This window comes from Pseudomonas sp. p99-361 (assembly GCF_003935475.1).
GTDB classification, from domain to species: Bacteria; Pseudomonadota; Gammaproteobacteria; order Pseudomonadales; family Pseudomonadaceae; genus Aquipseudomonas; species Aquipseudomonas juntendi.
Window position 1 is genome coordinate 62,469 of record NZ_RHQO01000002.1, and the last position, 12,102, is coordinate 74,570.

Annotated in this window: 10 protein-coding genes and 3 pseudogenes; 7 read left to right on the forward strand and 6 right to left on the reverse strand. The window is 61.2% G+C overall.

Annotated features, from left to right (window positions below; all coding sequences use genetic code 11):
* Nucleotides 1–92 precede the first annotated feature (92 nt).
* Together EGJ22_RS01610 and EGJ22_RS01615 are read left to right on the forward strand one after the other, a co-directional pair.
* Complete coding sequence (locus EGJ22_RS01610; RefSeq protein WP_029885621.1) at nt 93–1,691, forward strand: histidine kinase famiy protein; 1,599 nt, start codon at nt 93–95, stop codon at nt 1,689–1,691.
* A gap of 206 nt (nt 1,692–1,897) precedes the next feature.
* Entirely contained in the window at nt 1,898–3,970 is a 2,073-nt protein-coding gene (locus EGJ22_RS01615; protein WP_033744429.1) for a PAS domain-containing sensor histidine kinase, read from the forward strand.
* Between the two features lie 28 nt (nt 3,971–3,998).
* Here EGJ22_RS01615 and EGJ22_RS01620 read toward each other — a convergent pair whose 3' ends face one another.
* Both EGJ22_RS01620 and EGJ22_RS01625 read right to left on the reverse strand, forming a co-directional pair.
* The gene (locus EGJ22_RS01620) at nt 3,999–4,856 is read right to left on the reverse strand and encodes an SDR family oxidoreductase (protein WP_009685514.1); all 858 of its coding nucleotides are present in this window, start codon (nt 4,854–4,856) and stop codon (nt 3,999–4,001) included.
* A gap of 139 nt (nt 4,857–4,995) precedes the next feature.
* Nucleotides 4,996–6,003 (reverse strand): zinc-binding alcohol dehydrogenase family protein, encoded by a 1,008-nt coding sequence (locus EGJ22_RS01625; protein ID WP_009685513.1) that lies wholly within the window; start codon nt 6,001–6,003, stop codon nt 4,996–4,998.
* A 368-nt stretch (nt 6,004–6,371) separates the two neighbouring features.
* Between EGJ22_RS01625 and EGJ22_RS01630 the strand changes: the two genes are divergently transcribed.
* Nucleotides 6,372–6,554, forward strand: coding sequence for a hypothetical protein (locus EGJ22_RS01630; protein WP_009685512.1), 183 nt, complete (start codon nt 6,372–6,374; stop codon nt 6,552–6,554).
* Nucleotides 6,555–6,802: 248 nt separating this feature from the next.
* On the forward strand, nt 6,803–8,350 hold the full coding sequence (locus tag EGJ22_RS01635) for a sensor histidine kinase (protein WP_029885619.1): 1,548 nt from the start codon (nt 6,803–6,805) through the stop codon (nt 8,348–8,350).
* A gap of 338 nt (nt 8,351–8,688) precedes the next feature.
* Here the strand turns inward: EGJ22_RS01635 and EGJ22_RS01640 are convergent, their stop codons facing one another.
* Nucleotides 8,689–8,925 carry a hypothetical protein gene (locus tag EGJ22_RS01640; protein ID WP_009685509.1) on the reverse strand — a complete coding sequence of 79 codons (237 nt, stop codon included), beginning with the start codon at nt 8,923–8,925 and terminating at the stop codon, nt 8,689–8,691.
* A 309-nt stretch (nt 8,926–9,234) separates the two neighbouring features.
* Between EGJ22_RS01640 and EGJ22_RS01650 the strand changes: the two are divergent.
* The 3 genes and pseudogenes from EGJ22_RS01650 to EGJ22_RS01660 form a co-directional block, all read left to right on the forward strand.
* A pseudogene (locus tag EGJ22_RS01650) lies at nt 9,235–9,711 on the forward strand (universal stress protein); the annotation flags it as partial.
* Between the two features lie 147 nt (nt 9,712–9,858).
* A complete protein-coding gene (locus tag EGJ22_RS01655) occupies nt 9,859–10,284 on the forward strand; it encodes a YeeE/YedE family protein (RefSeq protein ID WP_029885617.1) in 426 nt (141 codons plus the stop codon).
* Nucleotide 10,285: 1 nt separating this feature from the next.
* A complete protein-coding gene (locus tag EGJ22_RS01660) occupies nt 10,286–10,702 on the forward strand; it encodes a DUF6691 family protein (RefSeq protein ID WP_009685506.1) in 417 nt (138 codons plus the stop codon).
* A 31-nt stretch (nt 10,703–10,733) separates the two neighbouring features.
* Here EGJ22_RS01660 and EGJ22_RS26045 read toward each other — a convergent pair whose 3' ends face one another.
* From EGJ22_RS26045 to EGJ22_RS01670, 3 genes and pseudogenes are all read right to left on the reverse strand, one after another.
* Complete coding sequence (locus EGJ22_RS26045) at nt 10,734–11,093, reverse strand: cupin domain-containing protein (protein ID WP_050492186.1); 360 nt, start codon at nt 11,091–11,093, stop codon at nt 10,734–10,736.
* A 27-nt stretch (nt 11,094–11,120) separates the two neighbouring features.
* Nucleotides 11,121–11,699: pseudogene (locus tag EGJ22_RS26050) on the reverse strand (N-acetyltransferase family protein); the annotation flags it as partial.
* A gap of 184 nt (nt 11,700–11,883) precedes the next feature.
* Nucleotides 11,884–12,069: pseudogene (locus EGJ22_RS01670) on the reverse strand (AbrB family transcriptional regulator); the annotation flags it as partial.
* Between the last annotated feature and the right edge of the window lie 33 nt (nt 12,070–12,102).

The window sequence follows — 12,102 nt, forward strand, 5'->3', positions numbered from 1 at the left end:
CAGGCCCGGCAGCGCTGCTGTCTGCATTGAGCAATCTGCCCGCTGTCGTTGTCCAGATTGGACCTGCATCGGTAATGATCGAGGAGTTTTCCGTGAGCAGTAAAAAGGCCCGCGTCAGTAACCAGGCTTCAGGGGATATTTCCGAGCTGCCCCACGACATGTTCTTCGCGGCCGTGGAAACCACGCGGATGCCCATGATCGTCACCGATCCCAACCGTGACGATAACCCCATCATTTTCGCCAACCGGGCGTTCCTCGACATGACCGGCTATGAGCTGGCAGAGAACCTCGGGCGCAATTGCCGGTTCCTGCAAGGCCCGGAAACCGATACCGAGGTGGTCGCAACCTTGCGTGAGAGCATCGAACAGCGTGTGGATATCGCCACGGAAATTCTCAATTACCGCAAGGATGGCTCCAGCTTCTGGAACGCGCTGTTCATCTCGCCGATCTTCAATGAGCGCGGCGACCTGATTTATCACTTTGCCTCGCAACTGGACGTCAGCCGCCGTCGCGATGCCGAGGACGCCTTGCGCCAGGCCCAGAAAATGGAGGCGCTGGGCCAACTTACCGGCGGCATCGCCCACGATTTCAACAACCTGTTGCAGGTGATGGGTGGGTACCTGGGGCTGATCGCCAATGAGGCTGACAAGACTCAGGTCGACCTCAATCGCATCCGCCGCAGTGTGGGGCACGCGCAGACGGCGGTGGAGCGCGCCAGCACGCTGACCAAGCAGTTGCTGGCCTTCGCCCGCAAGCAGAAACTGCATGGGCGCGTGCTCAACCTCAACCACCTGGTCGAGGACCTGCGGCCCATGATGGAGCGGACCTTCGGCGCCGATGTTCTGGTGGAGTTCGACTTCGAGGCCGACCTGCGCAATTGCCGCATCGACCCCACGCAGGCCGAAGTGGCACTGCTCAATATCTTCATGAACGCGCGCGACGCGCTGATAGGGCGCAAGCGCCCGCACGTGTTCATTGAAACCCGCAATGTGCTGGTCACCGACATCAACCATTCCTTCGACGGCCTTTTGCCCGGCAACTATGTCAGCCTGTCCGTGACCGACAATGGTATAGGCATGCCGGCCAGCATCCGTGACCGCGTCATGGACCCGTTTTTCACCACCAAGGAAGAGGGCAAGGGCTCGGGGCTGGGCCTGTCGATGGTCTACGGCTTCGCCAGGCAATCCGGGGGTGCTGCGCGCATCTACACCGAAGAGGGGGAAGGCACGACCCTGCGCCTGTACTTCCCCGTCGACGACGCCAAGGTCGTCCAGCAGCCCGCCGTGAAGACCGCCGAACGCAGTGGCGGCTCAGAGCGTATCCTCATCGTGGAAGACCGGCCGGATGTGGCAGAGCTGGCAAAAATGGTGCTCGAGGACTACGGCTACGCAGCCGACATGGTGCTCAATGCGCGGGAAGCGTTAAAGCTTATCCAGGCTGGCGAGCGCTACGACCTGTTGTTCACCGACCTGATCATGCCAGGCGGCATGAACGGCGTCATGCTTGCCCGGGAGGTGCGCAGGCTGCAACCGCAGATCAAGGTATTGCTCACGACTGGCTATGCTGAAAATTCGATCGAGCGCACCGACATCGGCGGCTCGGAGTTCGAGGTGATATCCAAGCCTTGCCAGCCCCATGACCTGGCACGGCGGGTCAGGCAGGTGCTGGATGGGCCTACCGGCGTCACCTGAGCCGCGGCCAGCGGCTGCACGACTGAGCAAGCCCTTGCAAGTTATTGAATTGTTTGCACCTGCTTGTGGTCCAACACTTGCGCTAGGGTCATAGGCTCTGTACACCTTCGTCTACAGCTTGGTCCGTGACCTGTACCAGCGTCACATGTCGGTGAGCAGCGGCTGCCGACATTGCCAGGATTATGACGCTCCCACAGAGGTGGATCATGAATAAAGAGGGGGTTGCCGCACCGTCGGCATTGAATACCCGTTCTGAATTACTCTCTATTGCAGATGATTCCTCGGAAAAATTGCGACTTGTGCTGGAGGCAGCCGCTATCGTCGGTACCTGGGTCTGGGATATTCCCAACGATCGGGTCACTGCAGACGAACGTTTCTCCCGTTCGTTCGGCATTCCTGCGCAGCAGTGTCAGGCCGGCATCCCCTTGGCTGAAGCGTTTTCGGCGATTTACCCCGATGACCGTGAGCGGGTGCATCAGGATATCCAGCGGGCAGTGGCCAACGGCGGAGCGTTTCGCTGTGAATACCGCGTGCGTAACGAGGACGGTGTCTACCACTGGATCGAAGCCAACGGCCATGCCGAGCTGGACCATAGCGGGCGAGCCGTGCGGTTCCCGGGTGTGCTCATGGACATCGAAGCGCGCAGGGCCGCCGAAGCGGAACGCGATCGGGTCTCGGCGCTGTTGCGCACATTTACGGCCGCCGTGCCGGGCGTGGTCTACGCCAAGGATCTCGACGGCAGGATGCTGATTGCCAACCACGGCGCGACGCAGCTGATTGGCAAACCGCCCGAATTCTACCTGGGCAAGACCGACCTGGAGTTCCTGGAAGACAAGGACCAGGCGCGCCAGGTGATGGAAACGGATCGGCTGGTGATGGGCAGCGGCAAGACCGTGCAGGTTGAAGAGCGGGTCGACATGCCCGATGGCTCGGCAACCACTTGGTTATCAGTCAAGGCCCCGCTGGTCGATGAAGCCGGGCAGATCATCGGCCTGATCGGCTCATCGATTGACGTTTCCGGGCGCAAGCAGGCGGAAGCTGAACTGCTGGAACTGAACCGCACGCTGGAAAAGCGGGTCTGCGAAGCGATTGCCGAGCGTGAGGCGGCGCAGGAGGCACTGCGCCAGGCGCAAAAAATGGAAGCCATCGGTCAGCTCACTGGTGGCATCGCCCACGATTTCAACAACCTGCTGGCAGGCATCATTGGCAGCCTTGACCTTGCCCGGATGCGCGGCAAGGCTGGGCGCACTGCAGACGTTGAGCGCTACCTCGAAGTCGCGCACCGGGCAGCGCAGAAGGCCGCAGCGTTGACCCACCGGTTACTGGCGTTTTCCCGTCGGCAGCCGTTGCTGCCCGTGCGCACCGATGTCAATGAGCTGGTCGAGGGTTTGAAGGACCTTATCAGCCGCACGGTCGGACCGTCGATTGCCCTCAAGGTCAATCTGAACGCGCAGTTGGCCACGTGCCTGGTTGACCCGGTACAGGTCGAAAACTCCCTGTTGAACCTTTGCATCAATGCCCGCGATGCCCTGGCGCAGAAGCCTGGCACGATCACGATCGCCACGGCCAACCATACCTTGGAGGCAGGCCCTGGGCTGGATGCCGAACTGCAGCCAGGCGAGTACCTGACCATCAGCGTCACCGACAACGGCATGGGCATGTGTGCAGATACGCTCGCCAAGGCGTGCGAGCCGTTCTTCACCACCAAGTCGATAGGCGAAGGCACTGGGCTGGGCTTGTCGATGGTCTACGGTTTTGCCAAGCAATCGGGTGGCCAGGTAAGGATCAGTTCTGAGGAGGGGGTAGGGACGCGGGTTGAATTGTCCCTGCCGGCAGAGAGGGGCCAGCCGCAGCTGGCGGGCCGTACAGCACTCGAGCATGGCCTGTGTGGCCGGTGGTCTGACCGTACTGTACTGGTCGTTGACGATGAACCCTCCGTGCGCCTGTTCGTCAGTGATGTGCTCGGCGGTTTGGGGTGTACGGTCATCGAGGCGGCGGATAGCCAGGCTGGCTTGCAGCTGTTGTCTTCCGACACACGCATCGATTTGCTGGTAACGGATGTCGGGCTGCCTGGCGGGATTGACGGTCTTCAGATGGCGTCGTCCAGCCGCCAGATTCGCAAGGCGCTGCCCGTTATCTTCATGACGGGTTTCACCAACCCGGCATTGTTCGAGCACGAGCTTCTGCGCGACCCATCGGCTTTACTGACCAAGCCTTTCGCCGTAGACGAACTGGTGGCCAGGGTACATGCCATGCTGGGCGCGCAGCCCGAACGGTAATCCCGGGGTTGGCAGGGCAGCTCTGCCCTCAAAGAATCGGTTTACCACCTGTCACGGCATAGCGCGACCCGCTGATGTAGCTGGCTTCGTCAGATGCCAGCAGCACGTAGATCGGCGCAACCTCGACGGGTTGCCCAGGGCGCCCCATGGGGTAGCCGGAGCCGAAGTTCCGGACCGCCTCATCGGGCATGGTCGCCGGAATCAACGGGGTCCAGATGGGCCCCGGGGCTACGCTGTTCACGCGAATGCCCTTTTTGCCCAGCAACTGCGCCAGGCCGGCCGTGAAGTTGGCGATGGCACCTTTGGTCGCCGCATACGGCAGCAAGCTGGGGGAGGGGTCGTCGGAGTTCACCGAACTGGTATTGATGATCGAGCTGCCCTTGGGCATGGAAGGCAACGCCGCCTTGCAAATGCGGAAAATGGCGGTGATGTTGATATCGAAGGTTTTCACCCATTCATCATCGTCAATTTCCTCCAGGGTTTCGTGGGCCATCTGGAACGCGGCATTGTTCACCAGTACATCGATGCGGCCAAACCGCTCGACGGTCTTGGCCACGATGGCCTGGCAGTGTTGCTTGTGCGCCAGGTCACCAGGCAGCAGCAGGCATTGGCGGCCTGCCGCCTCGACCCAGCGTGCGGTTTCCTGCGCATCCTCATGCTCGTCGAGGTAGCTGATGGCAACATCTGCACCTTCCCGGGCATAAGCGATGGCCACCGCCCGGCCGATGCCACTGTCGGCCCCTGTAATCAGGGCGATCTTGCCTGCAAGCCGGCCATGGCCGGTATAGGACTGCTCGCCGCAATCCGGGTATGGCTCCATCTTGCGCTGCGTACCAGGAACGCTCTGCGGTTGAGACGGGAACGGCGGGGTAGGGTAGTCGCGCATGGTAAAAGCTCCTGCAGTTGAGAATGCTCACACCGGTTCGAGCAGGCTGGTACCTGCGCGTTGGTTCCAATGCGCCGAGGAAGCGACGAGCGGTGCCACCCCTGCTCGTGAACCAAGGCGCGATTGCTTCGCGCTCCGGTCAGAAGCTTTCCAGCACGATCTTGCCCCGGGCCTTGCCGCTCTCGATGACGGCGTGCGCACGCCGGAGGTTCTCGGCATTGATTGCACCGAAGTGCTCACCCAGGGTTGTCCGCAGCACGCCCTTGTCGACCAGGCTGGAGACGCGTTCGAGCAGATGATGTTGCTTGATCATGTCGTCGGTCTGGTACAGCGAGCGGGTGAACATGAGCTCCCAGTGCAGCGACAGTGACTTGCGCTTGAGGGGCACCACATCCAGCTGCGCCGGATCGTCGATCAGCGCCAGCTTGCCTTGTGGGCGAAGCACTTCTACCAACTGGTCCAGGTAGGTATCGGTGTGCGTCAGGCTGATCACATAATCCACGCACTCGAGTTCATGCGCTGCAAGCTGAGCGGCGATCGGCCGGGTGTGGTCGATGACATGATCCGCACCCAGTTCCTCGATCCACTGTTGGCTTTCAGCCCTGGAGGCGGTACCGATCACCGTCAATTGGGTAAGCTTGCTGGCAAGCTGGATCAGGATGGAACCCACCCCGCCGGCAGCGCCGACCACCAGCAGGCTTTGCCCTTGGCCAGCCTGCTCTGCAATGCCCAGGCGGTCGAACAGCAACTCCCAAGCGGTGATGGAGGTCAACGGCAACGCCGCAGCATCAGCGTTATTCAAACTACGGGGCTTGTGCCCGACGATACGCTCGTCAACTACATGCAGCTCGCTGTAGCTGCCCGGGCGGTCGATGGCGCCGGCGTAGAACACTTCGTCGCCGGGCCTGAACAACGTCACTTCAGGGCCCACCTCGCGCACAACCCCGACAGCGTCCCAGCCAAGCACCTGTGGCTGTTGGCCGCCACGGCTTGCCCGTATTTTCGTATCGACCGGGTTTACCGCAATGGCCTTGACCTCGACCAGTAGATCCCTGGCACCCGCCTGGGGCGCGGGCAATTCTGTGTCGTAGAGCGACTGTGGGTCCTGAATGGGCAAACCGGGTTGGGTATAGACGACGGCTTTCATGGGTTGTATCCAGAGGCTGGGAAAGTGGGTGCAGGCTAAGCATTTCAATTGATTGGAAAAACAGCCTGCATGAAGCAAGACTTTCTCTGCAGGCGTGAAAATGCATTGAGGGCCTCGCGACCCGGCCCCGGTTTGCGCTTGCCCTGATGGGGCTGTGAAGTGATCAGGCATTCACTTACATGAATAGATAATGTGCAAATTCTGGAGAATCAGAATAAACAATCGAAAATCTTTTCGGCGGAGGCGTTTTTAGGCAGCACATTCCCCGGCGGGCGCATCATCATATTGACCAGCATGTGGCCTTACACGGGCCGCTTGCCTGCGGGGTGAATCTCACCCCAATCGAACCTCCCAAAAGGAACGCCATCGTGCACCACGTCAAATATGACCTGTCCGAAGCCCAGACCAGCCTTGAGTACATCCTCGAACAAGTCATCTATGGCACGGTGGTTGTCATCGTGCGCAATGGTATTGAAATTGCCCGGGTTACCGCAGTAGAAGGTTTGAGCCAGCGTGCTACGCGGCCCATGGCCACCCCGTATGAGCTGTAGCAACGCTGCAGGGGGCGCCACCCACCGGCTGAACAGGCACAGCGCTGCTGCACGCCTCGTCATAATATGCACCGCCCCCTGAATTTACCGCGTAAAGTGACCATTGAAGTCCAGCCCTACGCTGGCGCAGCGGGGCGAGCACTGGCGCGCGTACATCGATTAGCGGCTATTGTAGGAGGGCGGTAAGCGAACCGCCTTCGCCGCGTATGGAGGCTGGACGCGTTCCTGCACACTACAAAGGGAACCCTATGCAGCAGCTACCTACGGACGAAACGATCCGTGCAGCCTTGAATCGAACCCATGCACGCCTTCACCGACAACATGAGCTGGTGGTCGAGTTTGGCGTGGTGTCGTTGCAGGTCACAGAACTCGACCTGCTGCTGACGCGCGCCTGTGAAGTGGTTGCCGAGGGCATGAATACGCGCTACGCCAAGGTGCTCCAGCCTGAATTGGACGGCGACGGTTTCGTCCTGTCCCATGGGGTTGGCTGGGATGCTGCAGACATCGGCAGGGCTACCGTGGGTGCAGATGAAGCCAGCCCGGCAGGGTATGCGCTGGCCACCTACAGGCCGGTACTGTCGAACCATCTGGGCATGGAAAATAGGTTCCGCACCCCTGAGCTGCTGAAAAAATACGGTATCGAGCGCGCGATCAATGTACCGATTCGCGGTGTACTCGGCCCATTCGGCGTGCTTGAGGCCGACAGCAGCAATGGTGAGGATTTCGTGGAAAGCGACCTGGTGTTCCTGGAAGGGATCGCTACCGTCATTTCACTGGCTGCCGAACGGATTGCCGCAGGGGTCGAGGCGCCTCACCCCGACCCCTATTCCGAGACGATCCTCAATGCCAGCCCTGACTGGGTGGAGATCATGTCTGCCGACGGGCACATCGAATTCATGAACGAAGCTGGCCTGACCTTCATGAACACCAGCGCTGCCGAAGTCACAGGCCAGCGCTGGCATGAGCTGTGGCCAGAGGAATCGAGGTCGATTGTGTGGGAGGCGCTGTGTAAAGTCGGCGCTGGCGAGACCATTCGGTTCGAAGCGTATTGCCCGTTATCGGCTACTGAGCCGAAATGGTGGGATGTGACGGTGGCGCCGATCATGGGCGTGAATGGCCAGGTTGAGCGAGTGATCGCCGTTTCGCGCGACATCACCGCACGGCATCAGTACGAGGCCCAACTGCTGTCCCTGATCGAGGCGCAGAACACCAGGCAAGACCGCAGCGACCTCTATCTGGAGGAGATTCATCATCGGGTCAAGAACAGTTTGCACCTGGTGAACACACTGCTGCTGCTGCAGGCAAACCTGGCAGCCGACGCGGCGGTCAAGCTGCAGCTTGAAACCGCGGCTGGCCGGGTAGTCACCATTGCCAGTGTTCACGAGCGGCTGTACCAGACCGCTGAAGACCAAGGCGTGCATGCTGAAGAATATCTGAATGCATTGCTCGGCGATCTGGGCAAGGCCTTGGCAGACCGCAAGATCGTTCTGGAGGCAGATGATTTCGTGCTGCCGCCTGAACGTATGGCGCCCCTGGGCCTGGTCATCTCCGAGCTGATCACCAACGCGCTCAAGTACGGCAAAGGCACCATTGAGGTGCTGGTCAAGCATGCAGGCGACCATGCATTGCTCACCGTTCGCGATGAAGGCGATGGCTTCCCGGACAACTACCCCAAGCCGACGGGCACCGGCCTGGGTATGCGCTTGGTCAAAAGCTATTCCGGGTATGGTAGCGCCGCGGTGACCATCGACCGCCAGGCCAGCAAGAGCTGTATTCATGTCCGCTTCAAGCTCTAGCCTTGCCGGCTTTGGCAGCCTGCGTTATCGGCTGGGCAAGGCGTCCAGGGCCGGCGACCAGACGCCATGGCCACAACGTTCGCAGCAGCGCGTATCTTCAGCCTCATGGTAGGTCGCAAAGCCCCAGCCTACGCAGCTGTATAGCCCGGCCGCAGGCGGCGAGCTGTATTCGGGCCGGTGTTCGGCGGGCAGTACTGACAAGCCCGGGCGGGTGTCCTCGGCAGGGTACAGATACTGGCTGAGCTCGCCAGCGGTCTCCAGCAGCGTTCGACCGCAGGTAACCTCGCAATGCTCCGTGCGCAGCGGCCTGCGGCAATCGCTAAGCGGGCTGTTTACCTTTATTCGCTGGCCTGCAGTTTCGCCCATTGGCGGTAGGCCGCTTTCAGGCTGGCAGGCAAGCAGGGCGGATCACCCTCGATTTTACTGTGTGCCGGGTGGCTGCCCTTCCATTCCATCAGCCACGCGATCAGCGCTGGGCGCGTACCGGGGCAGGGGCCAACCTGCTGCTCGAGGGCATCGGCGATGGGGCCGAGGGTTTCGATGTAGTGGTCGAGTTTGGCGAGTGGGTCGTCCATGCTAGTGAACCTCTATCGATTGCGCAGCAGCGGCGCTACTGCCATCAGCGTATCTAGCATGGCACGGTCAGGGCTTGCAGTCTTCCATTGGCAGGCTCGCCTTTCTCCAGGGCCAGCAGAGCCGGCATGTCGAGTGTTTCCACCAGGCTGCCGCGCAGGTTGACGATACCTTGCCTGACGGGTGAGGGCGTTGCGATGGGGTCAGGTTGTGCCTGGCGTCCGGCAACCGGTTGATCTGCGTCAAATACCCGCGTTGGGATGAATGCCGTTGTCGTGAGCGCGTCAGTTGACAAACGTCAAGTCTGCCGAGCATGGCCCCGCACCATCCTGGCGGCGGTGGACTTGTCCAGGCCAGAGGATCAGATCGAGGGTTTCAATGACCAGATCATCAGCGAGGCGCTGAAACTGGCCTTGCAGTGCAATGCGCAAATCGAGTTGCTCTATGCCTACGACCTGGGCTCGATGTACCTGGACGCCGACGGTAGTCGGGAACACGCCTTCCTGTTCGACTCCAACTTGGCGCACACACTTCATGAAGCCCAGAGCGATGCCTTCCAGGCGCTGGCTGAGCGCAACGGCATAGCGGCCGAGCACCGCCATATGCGCATCGGTGACCCGGCCAAGGCGCTGGCCCTGTTCATGGACAACCATGACACCGACGTGCTGGTGATGGGCAGCTATCACCACCGCGGTATTGGCTGGTTCATTGGCAGTACGGCCGAACGGGTACTGCATCGCTTGTCGTCCAGTGTGCTGGTGATCTCGCCCGAGCGTTCTCAAGGTTGACTTGGCAGTTGTGATGGGCTGCACGACAGCACCTGCGGTGCGTTGGCACAGACACTGTTCGCGACCGTCAATGGAGGCTGCCTGCCAGCAATGCCATAATGTCGACGTCGGTGTTTCCCTTACGTGGCATTCTTCGAGGCGCTGTGCATGAACGATTTCACCCCTTGGACGGCGCTGGCAGGCGGCGCCTTGATCGGCCTGGCTGCTGCGCTGTTTGCCGTGGCCAATGGGCGTATCGCGGGTATCAGCGGCCTGCTCGGGTCGTTGCTGCAACGTGGCGGAGAGGGGCGTGGCGAGAAAGCGTCATTCCTGCTTGGCATCCTCGCCGCGCCGTTGCTGTGGCAACTGTTTACGGCCCTGCCGCCTGCGCACTTTACGGTTTCGCCCGGGTGGCTGGTCGCCGCCGGGCTGCTGGTCGGCCTCGGCACCCGTTACGCCGCAGGCTGCACCAGCGGCCATGGTGTGTGTGGCCTTTCCCGATTGTCGCCGCGCTCGGCAGTAGCAACGCTGAGTTTCATGGTGGCCGGGTTTGCCACCGTCTCTATCCTTCGTCATGTGCTGGCAGGTAACTGACATGCAGCGGCTCAGTGGTTTTCTGGCTGGCGTGTTGTTCGGCCTGGGGTTGTTGCTCTCCGGCATGGCAAACCCCGCGAAAGTGCTCGGGTTTCTCGACCTGGCAGGGCGCTGGGATGCCTCCCTGGCGCTGGTCATGGTTGGCGCCATCGGCATCGCGTTGCTGCCCATGACCTGGGCGCGGCGGCACAGCGTGGCGTTGCTGGGTGGCCGGATGCAGTTGCCGACGCGGCGCGACATCGACCGGCGGCTGGTGGGCGGCAGCCTCATGTTTGGGGTCGGTTGGGGGATCGCTGGCATCTGCCCGGGCCCGGCACTGGTGCTGCTGGTAGGCGGATACTGGCAAGCCTGGCTGTTCGTGGCGGCCATGCTCGTGGGCATGCTGGTATTCAGCGCCGTGGAAGCGTCACGCCGCTGAATTGAAAGGCGCGCCCACGCGCCTGCGCCGACTAGTTTGCGGGCACGAGGATCACGAAGTTCTTTTTCATGTCCTCCAGCACAGTCCACTTGCCTTTGGCGCCGGGCTCGATGATGAACGTGTCGCCTGCGGCGAGGGTGACCGGCGCACAGCCGTCGAGCTCGATCACGCAGCGCCCGCTCAACACATGGCAGAATTCCCAGACTTTGTAGTCGATACGCCACGCTCCGGTACTGGCCTCCCATTCGCCGGAAATACGACCCTGCTGTTCATCGTGGTAGTACTTGGACGTCAGCGTGTGCGGGTCGCCTTCCACCACCTCTTCGAAGAAGGGCAGGTCGCGCACCGGTTGGATATCCCTTTCGCGGAACACGGTCAGTTTCTGGGTCATGGTTATTTCTCGAGCGGGTTGGGGGTTAGGGCGATACATCAAATAGGCTTCGCCGGTGACGGCGAGCATCGGGTGCGGCACGATCTGGCAGGTTTTCACGATCTTGAAGCCATGGCGTTCGTAGAAGCGCCGTGCACCGTGGTTTTCCGCGTAGTCGATCAGGCACAGGCCCTGCAAGCCGAGGTCCTCGGCGCGTTGCTGGGCGTGGCGAAGGAACTGCACGCCCAGGCCCTGGCTGCGCCAGGCCTCATCCAGGGCCAGGCTGGAGATGTACAGGGTGTCGGGTATTTCCATGTCGGCGTAAGGCGCGAGTACCGGGTCTGTCTCGACCTGCCGGTCAGGGGCCGCATGCAGTGCATAGCTGTGCATCATGCCGATGACGCGACCTTCGCAGGTGGCCATCAGGCAGTTCTTGTATGAAAAATCGCCCTGTTCCCTGGCATAGCGAGCCGCACCCACACTCAGCAATGCTTCTCCCGGCGCGGCCAGCTTGCTCCATATGTAATCGGCCATGCCTTCTGATGTCAGTTGAAAGAAGCGCGCGATATCGGGCGCGTCCGAGGCCTCGGCAGGTCTGAAGTGGGTAAGCATGTCCAGGGCTTCCATGGGATCGGGTGGCGGGGTGGCGGGTTTACACCGTTGACCGGGGGAGGGTAGGTGCTTTGCAGGGCGGGCATGATGCTCCAGGCGAACACTGTCGGCACAATGCGCGACGGTACGAACATGCATTTGGGTGCATCTGCCAGCCAGGACGTTCTCCCAGTCATCAATGCCCGAGACAGCTGCAGCATCAGATCGCGACCTCACCCTCGCTATCTTCGTTCAGGTTTACCGGGTGATTTGCGTTGGCGAGCATGGTTTGCGCCAAGTCTTCCGGCAGGGTGGTGAGGTTGCGTCCGCTTCGGATATCAGCCTCCAGCAAACCCAGGAACACACTGATGGCAGGGTCTTCATGGGTGGTTTCAACGCGGCGGATTCGGCGCTCTCTCATGTAACAATCCACAACTTA